This is a genomic window from Mesorhizobium dulcispinae (genome assembly GCF_033977345.1).
GTDB lineage: Bacteria > Pseudomonadota > Alphaproteobacteria > Rhizobiales > Rhizobiaceae > Mesorhizobium > Mesorhizobium dulcispinae.
The window spans coordinates 1-18,642 of record NZ_JAVIIY010000016.1; the positions used below are offsets into that span (position 1 = coordinate 1).

An 18,642-nucleotide genomic window follows, 5' to 3' on the forward strand; every position below is an offset into this window, starting at 1 on the left:
GAAAAGGCGGCATAGCTTAACGTGGGACGATGTCCGCGATTTTCCTTGTCTCAGTCTGGGGGTGCACTCCAGTGTTTCACTAAGTCCCGGACAGTTTGGCGGTGGTGGTCCTCGGGTGCCTGGTTGTCGTCATGGGTGATTGATTTCGCCGTTTTCGGCGCTGGTCAAGAGGGGCGCCGCCTTTTGCTTTCGCATGCTGTCGCCCAGGAGCACGATGCGGTGGGCGTTATGAACAATCCTGTCGAGAATGGCGTCGGCGACTGCACCTTAAGGTGCGTGCCTGGCTCAACCACCATCAGCGCTTCACCTTCCACTTCACCCCCACGTCTTGCTCCTGGCTCAACGCTGTCGAGGGCTTCTTCGCCAAGCTGTCGAAGCGACGCCTCAAGCGAGGCGTCTTTCATTCTGTCATCGACCTGCAGGCGCCCATCAACCGCTTCCTCGCAGAGCACAATCGACAACCCAAACCCTTCACCTGGACCGCCGACCCCGACAAAATCATCGCCGCCGTCAAACGTGGGCACCAAGTGTTAGATTCAATCCACTAGCCTCAATCTGCCAGCAGATCCTACATCAGCCCCGTAGTCGGTTTTGCAGTGCCTGCCGATCGACGACAAGATTGTCGAGGTGCAGCATGGCTGGCCGCCGCCTTTGCGCCAATCGCCTGACCAGCGCCCGCGTGCCGTCGAGCACGAAGACCCCGCAATCATAGCCATTGCGCTGCTGGGTCATGCGGACTGTCTCCACGCGGGCTCCCAGCCGTTGTGCGAGCAGTGCTGCGGGCTGGTCGTTGTGCCGCCGGGCGGAGTCGTAATGATACGCAACCGGCCTTGCCCGCTCGCGTCGGTCAACCAGCAGTAGTGACCAGTGGGTGCCGCGGCGGTCAGGATCCGTAGCGCTGGCATCGTTGACAGGCAGGAACAGGAAGTCGGCTGTATCGTTGCCATTGTGATCATAGACGATGCGCTGGAAAGCCCTGAGCACGACGCTGTCGGAGCCCAGGCGCAGATGGTAATGAGCTACCAGGGGATCGACGAGCCGCGTTCGGACGGCGAGATCTGGATTGTCCCTCTGCAGCTCCTGCGCCAGCAGTTCGTAATCTCCCTGGATATGCACATCGCCGAGCCATTCCCTGGCGCCGAGCGCCCGTCCGCTGCGGTGAGACGAGGCTTGCGGATTGAGCGCCCCAACCTGAGCATCGGAGGCTGTACCCAGAAACGGCTCATAGTGAGCATCATCACGCAACTCGGCCGGTGTGGACGGCAAATCGACCAAGGACTCAAGACCGCGGTAGATATCTGATGACCGAGCTGACGCGGACGGCTGAGTTGGCCCCATATCCTGATCCGACTGCGACGACGGCCCTGACCAGGGGCGGTCCCAACCGGCAGGTCTCTGCCATCCGGCTTGGTCCACCTCCTGCCAAAGCTGCGACTGATCATAGCTTTCATGGGAGGCGGCGCTTTCCCCCCGCCCAGCGTGGTCCACCTCCTGCGATGACCAGGAAGAGGTCCAACCGGCAGGTCTCTGCCATCCGGCTTGGTCCACCTCCTGCCAAAGCTGCGACTGATCATAGCTTTCCTGGGAGGCGGCGCTTTCCCCCCGCCCAGCGTGGTCCACCTCCTGCGATGACCAGGAAGAGGTCCATCCTGCTGGTCCCTGGCCCGCGGCTTGGTCCACGTCGAGCCAAAGCCGCGACTGATCGTAACTTTCCACTTGCGATGCGGCGCGTTCGTCCGAATGCGACGACAGCCCCGACCAGGGACGGCCCCACCCGGCAGGCCCGTGGCCTCCTGCCTCGTCCGCATCACGCCAAAGCTGCGACTGATCGTAACTGTCGGTTTGCGAACCGGCAGGTTCCCGCCCGCTTGCCTGCTCAAGGGACAACCCCAGCGCAGCGTTCGCCTCGACGACTTGTAAGTATTGCCCCAGCCTTGTGAGACTCACGGTGCTTTGTCCTTTAGCGTTGGTGTAAGTCTTGAAATCGGCTTTCAACGATCGCTTCTGCTGATCGCTGCCGTTGATACGGTTCACTATGCTCCCCCTACCCTCCTTTTGGAGCCAATCACTAAACCCGCGTTGCGCGCTAGCAATATTTCCGATCACGTTTTTTTGTCGGGCGGTGGCGTCCGACCCGAGCCTCATCAGCTCCTCGTTGGCAAACCCTTCGATGATGCGGGCGTCGTCGGGATACGGATGATACCTGCTGATCGATTGGATCCCGGTCGTGGTCCCATCGCTTGCGTACTGCCGAAACCGTTCGAGACTTACGGCGGTTTGTGCCTTGGTCTTGTCGAACTCCTTGTGATCTGCTTTCAATGAACGTTGCTGCTGATCGCTGCCGTTGATCCGGCTCGCTATGCTCCCCCTACCCTCCTTTTGGAGCCAATCACTAAACCTGCGTAGCTCCCAAGCAATTTTCGCGACTGCTTGTCTCTGCTGGCGAGTCGAGTCGTTTCCGAGCTTGCTCACTTGCTCCTTGGCCAGGCCATCGATGACGCTGGCGTCATCTGGATACGGATGAAGCTTGGTCGATTGACTCTCAGCCCCTAGGTACTGCCGAATCTGATCCAGTCGAGCGCCTTGCTGTCCTGTGGCTTTGCTGAAGTCCTTTAAATCTGCTTTCAACGACTTTTGCTGCTGATCGGTGCCGTTGATTCGGCTCACGATGCTCTCCCTGGCCTCCCTTTGGAGCCAATCGCTAAACCTCCGTTGCTTGGAAGCCATGGCTGAGGCGGGGTTGCTCTCTTTGCGAGTTGGACGGGGCCCCAGCTTGCTTAGCTCTTGTTTGAGTAGGCCATCGATGATGAGAGCGTCGTCGGGATGAGGATTCGCTGACTGGCGCCCCATCAGGCGGGGCCCAGTGCCAGCTGATTGGATTACTTGGCCGTCAGGCGAAAGCCTCCGGAGATGAGACATTGCCGACCTGAGGCGGTCACGATGGTCCATTCCGAGTGCGATGTACTCATCGACGTCATTGGCCAGCGACCTTGGCTCGTTAAGAAGCCGAGGAGCCATCGGCTTCTTGTTCTCTTCTCGCAGCCAACGAGCAAAACTCGCAAGAGCCGCCTTATTGTCCTTGATGGTCGGAGCGGGAACCTTTCCGGCCCCTCGGCCGATGGTGCCGTCGGGAACAACTTCGTACGCTTGCACTGTTTCCTTAAACAGTTCGATGAGGCGCTCGTCTTGGGGATACATGTCCCCGCTGGCGGAAGAGCGACTGCGTTTGGCGAAATCCATGCGAAGCTCTGTAGGGACAAATTTCGACCCCGAACCGCCCGACGACTTTTTGCTTCCGAAGGTTTTTCCGATCTCTGATTTGAAACGCGACCACAAACCGCGGCTTTTGTCATCCCTGGTGGGCGCAGCCAGCGGTTCAAACGAGGCAGTGTAGCGCGTGCTACTGAACAACCTGTCATGTAACCCAGACTGCGACACCTCTGCAGGGGAGCTGTCAAAGTGAGCGCGAGGCTGGTCTAGGCTGTGGCGCGCGTTGCCGAACCGATCATCCCGCAGGTTCCGTGTCATAGCGCGATTGTCAGTGTGGAGACTCCTTCTATGGACCTCTGCGGCTGGGCTGTCTGGCGAACTGGCCTCAGCGGAGCTCGTATCAGAGGAACCGAGTTGCAATTGGCTTAGGTGCTGCTCGAAACCACTGTGATCCTCAGACGTGCCGTGTGGCTGTTCCGTCCGCTGCCGCTCTTGCAGGGCAGCGTATTCGCGCATCCAACCCTCGGTATTGAACCATCCGCTATTGTGGGATTCCATGTATGCTCCTGTTTCCGAGTTCGCAGATTATTCGAACATTTCCAGAATTTCTGACCGGCTTGTTAAGTCTGTCGCGAGGCCGTCTGAGAATAGCGTTGAAGTAGCGTTTCTTCTGTTCATCGATACCAGCCAGGTATTCATTGCAGGCGTTCGATCGACTCAAGCGCCGCTTCGACGACTTGCCCGTTCAACAAATCTTGCCCGTTCAACAAATCGGTTTGTTAACAGGGTTAGCTGTCGAGAGACTTACGGGTCCTGCCGCAAAAAATTCAGGGCGAGCCAGAGCGGAGGGCCGCATTTGTTTCCCAGCCGCTTCGCGACTGAAGCAGCCGTCGCAGACTTTGATAACGTTCGTTATTGGTGCGCGAGATCGCCCCTTCTGGCCAGCGGGCGCGCCTCATGTGGAAGCCGGCCCGACTAGTCTCGGCCACACGCTTTGGGATGCTGAGTCACTGCAGACAGCTGCCGATTTGGCAGAACTGCGCACGTGGTAGCCCAAAGTCTTGCAGCTATATCGGACAATGCGCAGACCTCGTGCTCTGGTCAGCAGTTAGCTCGCTTGATGCACGGCGGTGAGCTTTCGACGGCCTGAGGCGGCGCTCTGGTCGCCGTTGCGGCACGTTTTGACAAGCCTCGTCAGGCGCCGGGGTTGATCCTTCGGTGATGGCAGGCGGGGGTTTGCGGGTTGCGGTCAGCGGGTTCGTTTCGGGGCGTCTGCGCGCCATCGTTTATGTCGCGAGTTGCGGGATGCGACTGAGGACGATGCGCAGGATGCGCTGGTCCGGGCAGGATGTCGGCAGGTGCAGGCGGATTTGCGTCTTCATCTCGACCACGCGCGCGGCGATCTTGATGAGGCGCAATCGCAACGTGTCGAATTGGGCGACGGCAAAGCTCGTTTCGGCATCGCGGCGCGCGGGCCCCACATAAGCCAGTAGGCGCCGGCATGCAGGAACAGCCGGAACTGGTTAACCACCTAATTCCGGGACCGCCCACTTGACTCGTCTATGCCGCCCGGTGCGCGATCTGCGACCGGTTGCCTAAACATCGCTGTGAGTGTGAGGATCGTGACGCCGCTCTTTGCCCGGCCCCGCTGATGAGCCAAACCGGGCTGTCGGCGAGCTGTCGCGGCAAGCTTCGTTGACCCGAGACGAGATAGCGCCGAGGCGACGCTGCAGGGCCTGCCGGTCGGCGACGAGGGTGTCAAGGTGCAGCGGCTGGGTCCGGGACTTTTCGCCCTCGGCCAGGCGTGCGGGCCAGCGCCCGGGTGGCCTCGAGCACGAAGACGTTCGAAACGAAGGCTGAGACTGCCGCGTCCATGATTCTTGACGGCGGATCGAGCCCGCAAGCGCTTGGCGTTTGACACTGTCCAATGTCCGACAATGTTGGAAATGCGACTACCAGAGTACAAGCATCGAATTGAGTTAAAACGGTTTCTCGTTGGCACAGTAAATGCGGTGTCATCCGCACCACGTCATCATTGAAAAGGAGAAGACGTTTCATGGTCACCCCACCAATGCCGCCGCCGCTACTCTTCCGGATGCATCCAAGTACGACGGCCTCTTCGTCACCTGCCGCCACCCAGCCAATGGCCCGGCAGGCATCGCCGCCCCCCACTACGCGGCCCGTATAAAGCACCTCCTGATGTCAATCGCGAACACCGCCCGCTGGCCCGCTACCACAAACCTCACAGGAGACTAATGCCCGTGACGGACATCAGACACATTGCAGCGCACGCGTGTAATTACACAAACTTCGATGCGGTTGTTATCGGCTCCGGGCCATCTGGATCGATCGTCGCCCGAACACTTGCGGAAAAGGGGTGCCATGTGGCCGTCCTGGAATATGGAGGCCCGGCTTGTCCTGGCGCCATGCTCGGGCCTCATCAAGCGGCCTACAGCAAGGCACTCACTTCCAATGGCCACGCCGATGGCAACCCCTGGACAGCGTGCTGCGTCGGCGGGGGGATGGGGTTCTACAACGCGATAACGTTCAGATACCGACAAGCAGATCTGTCAGCTTCCCAATATCTTACGACTGACATGGCGATTGACTGGCCGATTACTCTTGAGGAGCTCGAACCCTACTATTTGGAGATCGAGCATCTCTTGGAGATCAGTGGCGCGAATGGGTTTCCGTCGTATCCAGCCAGTCCGCGTGGGCTGATGTTATCCAATGCAATGCAGGAACTCGGCATAAGATCAAAAACCATCCCACTGGCAATCAGGCCGCCAGGGACCAACAAGGGATGCATCAATTGTTCGGCTTGCGATGAACTGGCGTGCCCTACGGATGCGAGAGCATCAGTGCTTGCAAGAAACATTTTGGATGACTCCGCCCTGCCAGGGACAATCTCGGTTCTATACGGCTGTTTCGTCAACCGGATCCAAATGCAGAACGACGGTCGGGCTGGAGCCCTTGAGTGCTATGTGCCGCTCTCATCGGAACTGATCCGGATCCCAATTGAAAGGGTCATCGTCTGCGCAAACGCGATACAAACAGCGGCATTGATGCTCCGGTCGAAGGGTGACCATGCACCGAAGGGAATAGGAAACGAATCCGGTCTCGTTGGACGCGGCCTCTCGTTCAAGATTGGCGGCTACTCCGTCGGCTACATGGAGCGAGCCGATCGGGGCTCCGATGCATTTGCTCCGCACTGGGGACCGCATTCGACCGTTTATACCGATGAGTTCTACGAACATAACGGCGCGCCATGCAAATTTGGCGGGCTCATTTATGAAGCGAATTTCCCTTCGCCGAATGAGAACGTAGGTGTTGTGCGCCTGCACTACATAGCCGGAGAAGAGCCATGGTCGCATAACCGCGTCGCGCTTGACGAGGCCGCTGACCAGTACGGTACCCCTTATATCCGTTTCGAATACCGAAGCTCGGAAAACGACCGTGCACGAAGGAATTTTCTCGCCGACCGCGCGGATGACATTCTGCGCCACCTTCGCGCATTCCGCATCGAGCGAGAGCCATATTTCCCGGGAAAAGGCAGCTCCCACCTGCACGGCACGATGCGCGCCGGTAGCAATCCGAGGAACTCGGTCGTGGACAGCTGCGGCAGGGTCCATGGGTTGACCAACATCCATGTGATGGATGGTTCCGTTATGAACTTTGCCGGGAACAGCAATCCGACCCACACAATCATGGCCAACGCCAGGCGAATGGCGATGTCACTCAGTAAAGGCGCAATTTAGATGCTCGGTCCTGGCGCTATCGGCCATTTGGCTGAACGGGAGCGGGACACCGGGTCATCCATCATGTTCCGCCCCCGGCAATGGGGCTATAGCGCAGGAGATCAACGGCAAGATCTATCTGGATATGACCTACTGCCGCGGGGCTTCGCCTCTGCCATCGCCGGTGAATGAGCAACGCCAGATACTCGCCGGGAAAATCTTGGAAGATTTTTTGCCGCTTTGCAGCCGGCACACCGTTGGGACGAAGACATGACTGCACAGGTCACTGACACAGCCATGGTCGAATACTGCGCGGAGGCATTTCACACCACAGAGAGAGCCTGCCTTTCCAAAAGCATCATTGGGCCTGATATTAGGTGGAAAGCATTGAAAAATCGCACGAAAACCGCAACCGTTAATGTTCACCTCGACGACTATGATCACGTAGCCTTCGATCTGGACGGAACCCTTGTAGATTCGAAGGCTGTGGTCGAAAGCGCACTCCGTCGATGGGCACGGGAGGAACGGATCTGTCCGGATAACGCGGTGCGGATGTCGGCCGCCCGCCGCGACATAGATTTGGTGGCGGCGATCGCGCCCGATCTCTCGCCAGAACGCGAGGCAAATCGCATTGCCGATTACGAGGTTCAAGCGATGAGACTGTTGCAACCGATCGAGGGCGCCGTAGAGTTCTATAGCTCCATCCCAGCAGAAAGGCGATCTATTGTCACCTCTTCGGCACGGGTTTCGGCCCTTGCCCGCCTTGAGGCGGCTGGACTCTCCTGGCCGCGGATCATGATTGCAGCCGAGGACGTCAGTCAGGGAAAGCCGTATCCGCAACCCTATCAAACGCGGTTGCGAATGCTGCGCATCGCCGGCAAAAGATGCTTGGTTTTTGAGGATTCCCCCACCGGAATTGAAGCGGCGATCGCGGCAGGCTGCGACTGCGTCGGCGTTGGCCCCAACGCCAGAGGTCATCCTGACACAAGGGACTGGATAGAGAACTTTGCCGAGGCTTCCTTTCAAACTGGCTGAGTTGAACCTGCTCCACAGACTTAAGGGACCACGAATGAAAGTATCAACGAAACCCCGCACCTCACTTTTTGATGAGGTGCTGGTAGAAGGCTCGGTACTTGCCCATTACGTGGCGGAGCGAAACCATTATGACGAACTCCTCGATGAACTATTTCGTTCGTCCGGAGAAGCTCGTAACATGATCGGCAGCCGTTGTATTTGGCACATAAATTCCACCGCATTCGGCGGTGGGGTGGCCGAAATGCTTCCACACCACATTTGCCTGCTTCGGGAGCTTGGTTTTGATGTGCGTTGGCTCATCTTTAAACCGAAGGAAGAACAATTTTTTCAATTCACCAAAGCGCTTCATAATTCTCTTCACGACGTTAAGGTGGCAGGCTTGAATGATCTGCTCCCGCATTATCTTGAGGCATCGCAGAAAGGCGCTGCGGAGCTGGATAGGATCATCAGGCCTGATGACTTTGTGGTAATTCATGATCCGCAGCCTCTTGTTGCAGCTGCGAAGTTCCTTGAATCTTACCAGCACCCGGCTATCTGGCGATGCCACATCGGATATCCGAAGCGCACCCCGACAGTCGACGAAATCTGGGGACTCTTGGGCGAATACCTCCATCAATTCCAACGCATTGTCCTAAGCGCCAAGGAATATGCCTTTGATACTGATGTGCCCATAGATATCATCCCGCCATCGATCAGCCCATTTTCAAGCAAGAACCGTAATTATGAAGGGCCAGCGGGCCAGACGCTAGACCATTCGGTTTCGTTCAACGGCCAAGAATTCGAGCCCACACCCTCCCTTCAGGACATTCTCGGCTCACGGTATTTCCTTCATGTATCCAGATGGGATGGACTGAAAGGTATTGACCGGATTATCGCCGCTTACGATCGCTTTGTGAAAACGGCGCTCGCGGAGGCCTACGATACACGCCTGGTGATCGCGGGACCGGATCCTTTGGATGTTGCCGACGATCCTGAAGGACGGGAGTATTTCGAGAAATGCGTCCTATTATGCACTCAATTATCGAAGGAAGTGCGGCGGCGCGTGTATCTGGTCTGCATCTCGATGAAGGACCACGACGCAAATGCGGAAATCGTCGGCCGGCTGCAACAGAACGCCCATGGAGTATTTGCGCTATCTCGCGAAGAGGGCTTCGGCCTTACAGCAACAGAGGCTCTGTTCCGAGGCAAACCCGTCGTAGTGTCGTCCGCCTTTGGTCTGAAGAGGCAGGTCGTAAATGGGCTTAACGGCGTTGTCCTCCACGAGCCGGACATCGAGGACAAAGCTGCAGAAATGATGCATCAGCTTGCGGTCGGCTACAGTGATTTCGAGGAGATGGCCAGAACCGCACGCGAACACTGCCTGCGCTCGAGCACGCAAATCTCGCAAATCCCAAAGTGGTATCAATCGATCCAATCATCTCTCTCCAGTTTTGAGGTGCGTTACGGGGATTCTTTCAATCCAAGAGTCATCTGAGCCAGGCGGCGGACGTCTCCGCGCCGGAGGTCGCGTAGGGTGTGAACCGGCTGGACGCCGATCGGGTCAGTTCTGTAAACGATGACGTAATTGCTGCCGTCGCTCCGCCTGAACCAAAGGCCGAAGCGGATGGCCGTCAGCAACTAGTTCCCAATCCTTTCGCCGGAACTGTGACCCAATCGATCGACTGAACTGCAGCCCGTATTCCTTCAGCATGGACCATGTCTGGTTTTCGAGATCGCGACGGATCTCGACAAATCTTGACCGTGCGACGAGCATGGACCGGGTGGCCTGACTCTGTGCGCTCTTGACCTTCACTTCTCGATACCAGCCTGACGCGAACCAACTCGGCCAGGCCGCGGGGCATCGCTGCGCAAGGCATGGTTGGTGACCGGCAACGACCAGATACAGGAACTGTGCAATTTCATGGGCATCCTGTTCCTGACCATGGCCCGTCCCAGTGATCTCGCCAAGGCAGGATTCGACCACTTCGATTTGGACAAGCTGATCTGGCAGAAGCACAACACCGAGGGCATCAAACTGTCGCGTTCGCTCTACGAGTACGCCTACCGTTCGGTGCCGATCCATTCCCGCGTTGCCGCCATGGTGCAGTGCAGGCCCAACGCCTCCGCTGGCCCGAGAGCAAGCTGCTATTCCCGTCTCATACCGACCAGACCCAGCCGCGCGATAACTTCCGCAAGGGGCTCGACCGGTTCAAGGCCCTCCCCGGTGTGCCGGCGTACTTCCAGCTCTACGACCTAAAGCGGATTGCGATTTCGCTGATGCTGACCGGCCAAGGGGTGTCGCATGAAGCGATCTCCCACTACGTCGACCACAAGGGCAACCTTGAAACGACCATGATCTACGACCTTGGCCTGGTCGATCCCTTGCGACCGGTCACTGAAAGGCGGGGTGCCCTGCTCGGCATATAGGGCTTGACGTCATTTGAGGACCGTGAGGCAATCGACCGGCGGCGAGTTCTAGCCGCGACAATCCATCAATGAAAGCTTGATTCATGGAAGCCCTGCAAGCGCTGGTATTGACGAACGCGCAGTTGCGCGAACTGTTGACCGCAGCCGCCAAACAAGGCGCCGCCCTCGCCGTCAGGGAGCTCCGCGCCGACCTGCACCAGACCCCAGAGGACGCGTCGCTGCAAAAGCTCCGTGCCTATCTGGCCGACCCGGCATCGCTTGCCAACCCGCAAGGCCATTGGGCGCACAGCGGCATCATCCGCCAGATCCACCCACGGCACGCGGCAAGCCGAAATCCACGGCGTGGTTCATGAACTTCCAGCGGGAAACCGGACTGTCCGGATGCCCTACCCGCCAAAGTCCTGCCTACGGCAAACGGCGGGAATGGTCATTTGCTGCCATCGGGCTGGCATGGAATGCATACTGCCGCCAACGGTAGCAGGCGATCCGCCTAGGCATTCATGTCGGCCCACTTACGGTGTGGAGGAACTGGCATGGGGGGTTTTAAAGTTCCTGTTCGTTGGCGGTGTGCCAAGCGTATTCGCGCGGCTCACGCCCTCGCCGCCGGTCCAACACGCCTAGAAGATCAGTTACCACGCAATAGGCTTCGTGCAGCACGTGTTCAAAATAGACCTCCTCGGGTTCTTCCTTTCCGGTCGTGGGGGCATTGAGCCGGATCATCATCTGTGGGACACCGCCAAAACGCCCCTTTCCGTACCTGCCCAGTCCATAACCCATCGGCTTTGAAATCGCCTGATCCGACGATGACACCAACGGCTTGTGCCTGACAAGTTCGGCATGCTTGTTCGCCTTCGCTAGGTCTCGGATGAGCCGAAACGCGTCGCAACCATCTGCAATCCGCTGGCGGAAGTAGCTGTCATTTCGCTGATCGGATGACACTGTTGTCGTGAAGACGACGCCTTGACCGTTTGTTTCATCGAAGTCTGTGATGTTGATATCTTTTTCGACCACTTTGCCATTCGAGTTCTGGCTTCGTCTAACGTAGCGCCCCCCGAGGAAGTCGTATGGGTCGATGTTGTTCTGCGTCGCTTCCGCATAGATATGCGCTACCAGAGAATCAACGACAGCAACGGCAAGAAAGGCGCGCCGCCTGCTACCGAAATCGGCGTCAAATTCCTTCAGGGTTGGCTCGACGATATCGTCATGAAAGTCTCTTGCATTCATCCTGCGGCCTGCATCTTCGTGCCGGGCCACTGCTGCCCGGGGACCAGGTCCACCTCGTGGAATCTGATACCTGGTGAACAGACCCGGCGCTGGTCATCCTGCGAACGAGCTTGTTGTATACCAGCCGATCTCTTTTTTTGCCGGTTACTAAACCGCTGTCGATTGTCGGACGTTAGCCCCACACGAAACCACCTTTATCGATATCTCCTGGAGGGGGAGCTCCGCACTAGGCCAAGGTGGATACGACGGAACCGCATAGATCTGCTTCCCAAATCGGCAAAAATATCGGCAATGTTCGATCTATCCGTTTGCCTTATCCCTATGTTCCGACTTTACGATTCGACCGGCAAAAGGATCGGCAAAAAATGGCATCTACAGCACTTATGGAACCGCTGCTTCCTGAGGATTATAAGCATGTTCTCGAGGAACTGGCTACCGAATTGGTGGACAGGGCAAGCCGCCTCGGTGGTCGTATCCATCCCGTCCTACGGGACAGCCTCGGCAATCTCGTCCGGGCAATGAACTGCTACTACTCGAACCTCATCGAAGGCCACGATACCCACCCGATCGATATCGACCGCGCTCTCAAGGGTGATTATGCGAACGATGCCAAACGCCGCAACCTGCAAATTGAAGCTCAGGCCCATATCGACGTGCAGCGCCTCATCGACGAAGGTGCCGGACCAGCACCCGTTGTCTCCATCGAATTCCTGCTTTGGGTTCACCGGGAGTTCTGCAGCAGACTTCCTGAAGAACTCCTGTGGGTAACAAACCCCGCCACTGGCGCAAAACTGCCGGTCGTTCCGGGCGAACTGCGGAAAAATCACGTCCAAGTCGGTCTCCACATACCGCCCGACCCTGACGATATCGAGAACTTCCTGAAGCGCTTTGTTGAAGCCTATCAATCCAAGCATCTGCACGGTTGCGCAGGATCATCGCCTGCGCTGCAGCACACCACCGGCTGGACGGATACACCCCTTCCTTGATGGCAACGGCCGTATCGCCAGGTTGTTTTCCTACGCTTGGCTGTGCGAACTCAACGTCGGCTCCAGTCTCTGGTCAGTTGCCCGGGGGCTCGCCCGCCAGGTCGACGAATACAAAGCCAGACTGCAGGCCGCCGACGAACCGCCGAGATGGTACTGTTACTACCGCAGACGGTAAGGGGCGACGGAAGTGGCGAACGAAGAACCCAAATATCCGGGCGAGTTGGCATCCCCACAGCAGATTCGCGAACTGGCGGAAGAGTACCGCGAAGCGGCAAACCTATTGCTTCAGCAATGCCGACCCGGCAAGCCCCTTACCCGAGCGCCGTTCAGGTTGTCGGCGATCCATGCGATCGAACTTTATCTGACCGCGCTCTTGCTCCACCGTGGTCACAGTCCCAATCAGATCCGCAAACTGCAGCACGATCTGTCGGCGCGGACGGAACAGGCCATGGAAATAGGGCTGTTCGGTCTGCGCGTCTAACTAGATTCTTAAGTTTCTCATCTACTACTGTTATCGAACCTACGGCCTGCGGTTTTGGAGACCGAATAGCCTTCCCATATCTCGTTGCTTAACAATCGCTATTTGGCATTTGTGAAAGCCATGTGCAAGGATTTGTGTAACGCCTTGCCTTCAATTCCCGCGCGCTGGACCTCAACCATGGTCCTAAACGCGTGTCGTCACGCGAGCGGCCGTCCGAATGTCAGATATCTGGAACGGACTGGAGGCCAACTGCTGCCGCATGACATTGAACACAGGCTCCTCCCCGGCCATGTCCTCAATCGTGAGAATGGCGGTGAACGGGATACCCTCTTGGGGCACAGCCGTGTTGTCAGTTCGCGAAAGATAACTGACCAACAGCCTCCAAGTGGAAGACGATCCCCGGCCCTGCGGCATCTGATCCCCGTAGACTTTGACCGGACTCCACTTCAGACCATGCTCAATGCGTTCTGCCTCGACCGGATGGTCGACGGACGACTCTGGAAGGTAAAGGGGCTTCAGCTGCCCTTTCCAACTGTGCTTCCCATCCTTGACCGCTTCCTGCTGGAGTGCGGCTTCGACATTGACACGCACAAACTCGGCGCCAAAGCGCTGATCGAGCGGTGGGCTGGCGACGAGCGTCAGCCGAACCTTGCCACGGCATCTGCCGTTTTCCACCAAGCAGGCCGGCCATGCGAACTCGAACTTCAGTTGTTTCCCGGGCATCAGGCGTGCCGCGAAAACCAAAGTAATTTGGCTATCGTCACCATCCAGGATCTCGCCGACCGAGGGCGGTGTTCCATGCCCAACCAGCTGGCGCCCGATCACACTTAACTCTTTTGCACCCATCCCCGACGGGGTTTTGGCATGGTGGGTCAGCAGGGCGATGAGTGTCTCCCTCGACACATTGCCCTCGATCTGCGCATCGAGCAGGGCTGCCTGTTTGGCCAGAAGCGGTGCAGCGAAGCTGGTACCGCAGCTTTCAGTGACGTTGCCACTGGGATCAACCGAATAGTGACCATGCGCTTTGGACGCCAGTCCATGCCCGCATCCGCCGACGTGGGCAAAGTCTGGTTTGACGAGGCACTGGATTCCTGGCCCGCGACGGGAATAGTTCGCCGGCACATGGCCGATGGCACCGTCGAGGGAAGCCGGGTTCAATGCCCCTACAGAGATGTTCCGCGCGCTCTCCGCAGGGATAAATATGCCGTCGTTCTGGCTGACCGCCATCATCTGCAGCACAGAGGTAACGTCGGCGCTCCATTCTTGACGGGACGTAGTGAGATTGCCCGCGGAGATGCAGATCAGAACGTCGTGCGTGTCCGCGATTTGGTCGAGCCGCTCAGCGATCTTGCTGTAATTGTTGGAGGCCACGAGCGTTTGCACGTTCATGCTGAAGTTAAAGATCCGCACGTTGTGGCGGGTTCGCGCCTCGATGATGGCGTATTCGACCTGCTCAAAAAATCCGTTGAGGTCGCCATGGTAAGTTGTGAATGCCGTGTCCGTAGAAGGCAGCACAGCAACATCGTATATTTCAGTGCCATCGGGATCGGCGCACGTGTCGGGTCCATTGAGGGTGGAGCCGGCAACCAACAGGCCGCCGATAAAGGTACCGTGCGTCGCGTCAATATCGCCATCGGCCAATTGATCCCATCTGCCAATCAGCCAGTCGCCCAAGGCCGCGTCACTAATTCCACCATCAATGACGCCAACTCGCGGCCAGCTCCGTCCGGTATCCCGAACAGGCATGACGAAACCGCTCGGCAATGTTCGACTGGGCCTCGATGCAACTGCGCTTGGCACCAAGATACCAGGCAACTCAATGCGTTTGACCAAGGGGTGGCTCTCAAGGAATTTGAGAACCTGCATATGACGCTCCACCCTGTCGTCAAATGGCGCTGGAGCAGAGAATTTCTGGTTTGGGGCTGGTCCCTCCCCGGTAATCTGGACGCGGGGAGGAAGCGAAGAGCGTTCAAGTCGAACGGATACTCGCGCCATGCTGCGCGATGATTTATCCGCCAGACGGTTTACCGTCAGGCCACTTCCGAAGCCCTGCAGTCCCTTCAGAAAGGATACGTAGAGGCGTTGCCTTACTCCGGTCGCGTCCCAATCCCCCTGCGGTGGCGGAGAATCGAACAATTCGACCTCATACTGTCCTCCGGTCTTGCTATTTGAGAGCCAGACGACGGCCTTTTCGATGTCGAAGCGGCGACGGTCGGCCGCGCCATAAATCTCGATCCTTTCGATAGCGCCGGTCTCGCTGCGCCGGGCAGTCGGGTGAGCTTCGAGTTTGTTGGTGATCTTGTTCTTTTCCCACTTCACACGGTCTTCCGCCAACCTGACTTGACCCGCCGCCTGGTCCAGGGAACGGGGCGTGACCTCTAAAATGAGCTCGCCGAGATCCAGGCCACCAACCAACGGGGTTCGATCGTTGGGGAACAGCGCAGTCAAGGGGCGATGGCTTTTCGCCCAGGCGCGACGGCGCAGGATGACCTTGACATGGCCGACCTCGCCGAATGAGACCATGTTGCGACGGATCTCTTCTGCCACCCCCTCGAGTTGCGCGGCGATCTTCTCCCGGTGAGCTGGGAACGCACTTTCATTGTCCTGGAAGAAATCTGTCCGGTTGCCACGTCCCGATGGCACGTCACGGTCTTCCGAGAAGTTATTGGCGTTGAGGACGATTTGAACGGGAGTGGCCATGGTTAATCGCTCTTTTTCGTTTTGCGATCCTGCTTAATGATGCGGCTGATCGTCGACTTGTCCCGCCCCATCAGCTCGCCCAACTCCGTCATGGAAAAGGGTGGGCTTTCGGCATCGTGAAGTGCGGAGATCAGGTTCGCTTGATCTCCGAAAAGTAGCCCGCGCTTAGGCTTGCTCAGCCGGCCGCTGTTCATCGTGGCGAACTGCCGGAACACGTCAAAGACCTCTTCTGACGCATCACCTCGCACAGCACGGAGCTTTTTATAGCTGCGGACTAGCGTTTCTAGTTCGGCGCCGGTTGCACCATCCGTAAACCACGCCAACAGCTTGATGTGCGACTCCGGGACATCCGCCGGCACCATGAACGCACGTGCCATTTCGAGCCTTAAAGGAAGGTCTGGGACCGGGATTTCGAGCTGTATCTCAAAGCGTCTCCACACCGCTGAATCAAGAAGCTGCGGGTGATTGGTGATGCCGATAGTGAGACCCACCTCGTAGCGTGCATCCAGGTTCTGGAGCAGCGTGTTTACGATCCGTTTTATCTCGCCAACCTCTTGGGGGTCATCTCGCAGCTTGGCCAGAGAATCAAATTCGTCCAGAAGCAGGATGCAGCGGTACCGGCCCGCGAACGAGAAAAGGGCTCCTATGTTGCGGGCGGAAGTACCCAGGAAGGATGACATGAGGCTGTCGAGCCGCGCCACGACAAGCGGCAGGTCGAGTTGTTTCGCGATCCAATAGGCCAGCCGGGTCTTTCCGGTCCCCGGCGCCCCGAAGATCAGACAGGACTTCGCCGGCGCAACGTCAAGCGCTTCAAGCTCGCTCAGGTGGTTCCATTCGTCCAGTAAGCTCTTGACCGCAGCTTCGACCGGAGAGCTGAAAAGCGGTCCGGTCGCGCTGATCTGGTGAGGAAAAATCACCTCCGCCAAAACACTGGAAGTCTCCTTGTCGACCGGCAGTGGCGTATTCGGCGTGAGGGTCTCTCCTGCAAACGCAGCCTTTGAACGCACCAACCGGCTCGGCGCCATCTCTTCGGCACGCTCGGCGCTGGTGAGGATGCCATTCAGTGTTCCTGCCTGCTTTGCCTCGCCAGCCTCCTTAAGAGCGGCAGAAAGACGTTCGATCTGCTTGCGAAGTGCAGGATTCGGCGTAGCCATGGCGGCGCGGCACAGCGCCTGCACAATAGGAAAATGGTCCATGGTTCGGGCCTTTAATTTGGATTGAAGCGAGTTGCATAATGCCACCTCAAGAGTGGATATGCAAGCGCCATTGTTGCAGTTTTTGGCAACTTGTTGCACCAATATGGACGATTGTTGCATATTTGTTGTCGTAATTTCAAGCGGCGCGCACGACCGGGATGCTGCCCCTGAATTCGGTCGACATCTGCGGTATCGTCGTCCATCAAAGAACGAAGAGGGCGTTTCATGGCTATCCCAAACAGACTAGCCGCGGAGTATCCAAGCCGGTGTCTCCAGCTCATCAACGCAGTGGAAGGTTTTGCGCGAGATAACCGATTGGTCGGCCGTTCTCACTGTTGGCCGCCGCTGCCGTAAGATGAGATCGTGGCTGCTAGCCTTCAGGCGCGTCGATAGCGGGCAGAAACCGGGCCAGCACGTTGCCCATGCCCCGCCGAATTTCGATACAGTCCCCGCAGAGGCGCAAGGACGGTACCCCCGGCATGGTCTCGGCGCCGTTGACCAACCGATAGTCCAAGGCTGGCTCGTCTCCGCATGATGAGCACACGTTCGTACCGCCCTCCGCCTCTACGGCGTGACGAGACAGGGCCGCCAGGTGCGGTTCGACGCGGTCAACGATCGAGTACCAATAGGCACTATGGGGCTCGATCTGCTCCATGTGGCGTTTCAGGTCGTCTGGATAGTGATCAGACAGCCATTTGTAGGCAACTTCCCGCCGCTTCTGGTCGTTCCGCACAAGGGTTTCATAAAGCTCTATCTCCAGCCGAAGCGACTCGCGCGGGTATCGGACATGCAAGGCTCGCAACAGGATGAGATTGACAGCGAAACGGATGTTGCCGCTGTAAGCCTCCCTGACTGTGCCGATGCAATAGTCCCTCAGATCCTCGGACGACCCAGATATCTTGTCGATGAGGCCTGGCACGTAGCGCCATGGATGCAAATCAACCTCTGTTCGCCAGAGATCAAGGTAACCGCTTTGTCGAAGGGCAGCTGCTATGACTGGGTCTGCATCAGGCCGCTTGGCGAGCAGCGAATAGAGATCATTGAAGTTCTCCACGCCCGGATCAACAGAACGCGCCGCATCGAGCACTGCGTTTTGGGCTTGATGCGTAGCGCTGATTGGATTCTCTCTGCCTCTCCACCATTCAACTTCCTCGGCAGAGACCGTTTCTGTCTCGGTCGGCACCTCCTCAAGCAAGGAACTGACCCGCAAATCTTCGGGTGAGCAGTAGTCAGCGTCCGGCACGAGGTCGATGCCTACTTCCCTATAAACTCTTGCAACCAATCGAGAACAGAACAGGCGCCTCGTCCTCGGCTTCCGGGTCCGACTTACCGTTCGGATTGCCTCCGCCAGGGAATACCGCGCACCGATCTCGGCGCGGGCATAGTCGATAACTTTCGACAGCACTTCCCGAGATGGCGGCTCCTTTAGGCGGAAGTGAAACACCTTTTCGTCGTCCTCGAAAAGCTCGCGCTGCAGATTCCGCGCTTGGACGCCATCCATCGTTGAGTCGATGAAAGAGCCATGCTGGACGCAAATCATCGCGTGGGACACAGTGCCGTGTGTCGCGATGCGGATCACTTTGCTAGTGCCCGGTCGAGCCGTGAACAGAATGTCCCCGGGCTCAACGCTGTCGATTTTGATGCGCTTCATAGCCGCCCTCCCTGAC

13 protein-coding genes and 4 pseudogenes are annotated in these 18,642 nt (G+C 57.9%); 9 read left to right on the forward strand and 8 right to left on the reverse strand.

The features are described from left to right. Positions 1-129: 129 nt before the first annotated feature. Positions 130-261, reverse strand: a pseudogene (locus tag RFN30_RS26300) (ATP-binding protein); the annotation flags it as partial. Between the two features lie 2 nt (positions 262-263). Between RFN30_RS26300 and RFN30_RS26305 the strand changes: the two are divergent. Then, a pseudogene (locus RFN30_RS26305) lies at positions 264-548 on the forward strand (IS630 family transposase); the annotation flags it as partial. A gap of 25 nt (positions 549-573) precedes the next feature. On the opposite strand, the gene RFN30_RS26310 reads toward RFN30_RS26305, so the two are convergent. Both RFN30_RS26310 and RFN30_RS26315 read right to left on the reverse strand, forming a co-directional pair. Beyond that, positions 574-3,240, reverse strand: a complete 2,667-nt coding sequence (locus RFN30_RS26310) for a Ulp1 family isopeptidase (protein WP_320264992.1) — start codon at positions 3,238-3,240, stop codon at positions 574-576. 1,256 nt (positions 3,241-4,496) lie between these two features. After that, positions 4,497-4,735 (reverse strand): annotated as a pseudogene (locus tag RFN30_RS26315) (transposase); the annotation flags it as partial. Positions 4,736-5,471: 736 nt separating this feature from the next. Here RFN30_RS26315 and RFN30_RS26320 point away from each other — a divergent pair. The 3 genes from RFN30_RS26320 to RFN30_RS26330 all read left to right on the forward strand — a co-directional run bounded on the left by RFN30_RS26320 (position 5,472) and on the right by RFN30_RS26330 (position 9,456). Next, positions 5,472-6,968, forward strand: coding sequence for a GMC oxidoreductase (locus RFN30_RS26320; protein ID WP_320264993.1), 1,497 nt, complete (start codon positions 5,472-5,474; stop codon positions 6,966-6,968). 249 nt (positions 6,969-7,217) lie between these two features. Next, complete coding sequence (locus RFN30_RS26325; RefSeq protein WP_320264994.1) at positions 7,218-7,982, forward strand: HAD-IA family hydrolase; 765 nt, start codon at positions 7,218-7,220, stop codon at positions 7,980-7,982. 34 nt (positions 7,983-8,016) lie between these two features. Then, positions 8,017-9,456, forward strand: a complete 1,440-nt coding sequence (locus tag RFN30_RS26330) for a glycosyltransferase (RefSeq protein WP_320264995.1) — start codon at positions 8,017-8,019, stop codon at positions 9,454-9,456. Between the two features lie 111 nt (positions 9,457-9,567). Here the strand turns inward: RFN30_RS26330 and RFN30_RS32450 are convergent. Next, positions 9,568-9,817 (reverse strand): annotated as a pseudogene (locus RFN30_RS32450) (IS110 family RNA-guided transposase); the annotation flags it as partial. 250 nt (positions 9,818-10,067) lie between these two features. On the opposite strand from RFN30_RS32450, the gene RFN30_RS26340 reads away from it, so the two are divergent. After that, entirely contained in the window at positions 10,068-10,388 is a 321-nt protein-coding gene (locus tag RFN30_RS26340) for a hypothetical protein (RefSeq protein WP_320264997.1), read from the forward strand. 83 nt (positions 10,389-10,471) lie between these two features. Next, positions 10,472-10,741, forward strand: a complete 270-nt coding sequence (locus RFN30_RS26345; RefSeq protein ID WP_320264998.1) for a hypothetical protein — start codon at positions 10,472-10,474, stop codon at positions 10,739-10,741. A gap of 190 nt (positions 10,742-10,931) precedes the next feature. Here RFN30_RS26345 and RFN30_RS26350 read toward each other — a convergent pair whose 3' ends face one another. Continuing rightward, positions 10,932-11,612: a hypothetical protein gene (locus tag RFN30_RS26350; RefSeq protein ID WP_320264999.1), complete on the reverse strand. Its 681-nt coding sequence runs from the start codon at positions 11,610-11,612 to the stop codon at positions 10,932-10,934. Between the two features lie 365 nt (positions 11,613-11,977). On the opposite strand from RFN30_RS26350, the gene RFN30_RS26355 reads away from it, so the two are divergent. The 3 genes from RFN30_RS26355 to RFN30_RS26365 are packed head-to-tail and all read left to right on the forward strand — an operon-like array spanning position 11,978 to position 13,079. Further along, positions 11,978-12,598 (forward strand): Fic family protein, encoded by a 621-nt coding sequence (locus RFN30_RS26355; protein WP_320265072.1) that lies wholly within the window; start codon positions 11,978-11,980, stop codon positions 12,596-12,598. Then, positions 12,504-12,773, forward strand: a complete 270-nt coding sequence (locus tag RFN30_RS26360; RefSeq protein WP_320265000.1) for a Fic family protein — start codon at positions 12,504-12,506, stop codon at positions 12,771-12,773. Before RFN30_RS26355 ends, RFN30_RS26360 begins: the two co-directional genes overlap by 95 nt. Before the next feature lie 12 nt (positions 12,774-12,785). Next, positions 12,786-13,079 (forward strand): hypothetical protein, encoded by a 294-nt coding sequence (locus tag RFN30_RS26365; protein ID WP_320265001.1) that lies wholly within the window; start codon positions 12,786-12,788, stop codon positions 13,077-13,079. A 183-nt stretch (positions 13,080-13,262) separates the two neighbouring features. On the opposite strand, the gene RFN30_RS26370 is transcribed toward RFN30_RS26365, so the two are convergent. The 3 genes from RFN30_RS26370 to RFN30_RS26380 form a co-directional block, all read right to left on the reverse strand. Further along, positions 13,263-15,779 (reverse strand): S8 family peptidase, encoded by a 2,517-nt coding sequence (locus RFN30_RS26370; RefSeq protein ID WP_320265002.1) that lies wholly within the window; start codon positions 15,777-15,779, stop codon positions 13,263-13,265. A 2-nt stretch (positions 15,780-15,781) separates the two neighbouring features. After that, complete coding sequence (locus RFN30_RS26375) at positions 15,782-16,975, reverse strand: AAA family ATPase (protein WP_320230262.1); 1,194 nt, start codon at positions 16,973-16,975, stop codon at positions 15,782-15,784. 370 nt (positions 16,976-17,345) lie between these two features. Next, on the reverse strand, positions 17,346-18,626 hold the full coding sequence (locus tag RFN30_RS26380; protein ID WP_320265003.1) for a YiiX/YebB-like N1pC/P60 family cysteine hydrolase: 1,281 nt from the start codon (positions 18,624-18,626) through the stop codon (positions 17,346-17,348). Between the last annotated feature and the right edge of the window lie 16 nt (positions 18,627-18,642).

Excerpts from the sequence above, each read along its gene's own strand:
- RFN30_RS26310 (WP_320264992.1), bottom strand. The coding sequence starts at position 3,240 with ATGGATTTCGCCAAACGCAGTCGCTCTTCCGCCAGCGGGGACATGTAT.
- RFN30_RS26325 (WP_320264994.1), top strand. The coding sequence starts at position 7,218 with ATGACTGCACAGGTCACTGACACAGCCATGGTCGAATACTGCGCGGAG.
- RFN30_RS26330 (WP_320264995.1), top strand. The coding sequence starts at position 8,017 with ATGAAAGTATCAACGAAACCCCGCACCTCACTTTTTGATGAGGTGCTG.
- RFN30_RS26345 (WP_320264998.1), top strand. The coding sequence starts at position 10,472 with ATGGAAGCCCTGCAAGCGCTGGTATTGACGAACGCGCAGTTGCGCGAA.
- RFN30_RS26350 (WP_320264999.1), bottom strand. The coding sequence starts at position 11,612 with ATGAATGCAAGAGACTTTCATGACGATATCGTCGAGCCAACCCTGAAG.
- RFN30_RS26355 (WP_320265072.1), top strand. The coding sequence starts at position 11,978 with ATGGCATCTACAGCACTTATGGAACCGCTGCTTCCTGAGGATTATAAG.
- RFN30_RS26370 (WP_320265002.1), bottom strand. The coding sequence starts at position 15,779 with ATGGCCACTCCCGTTCAAATCGTCCTCAACGCCAATAACTTCTCGGAA.
- RFN30_RS26375 (WP_320230262.1), bottom strand. The coding sequence starts at position 16,975 with ATGGACCATTTTCCTATTGTGCAGGCGCTGTGCCGCGCCGCCATGGCT.
- RFN30_RS26380 (WP_320265003.1), bottom strand. The coding sequence starts at position 18,626 with ATGAAGCGCATCAAAATCGACAGCGTTGAGCCCGGGGACATTCTGTTC.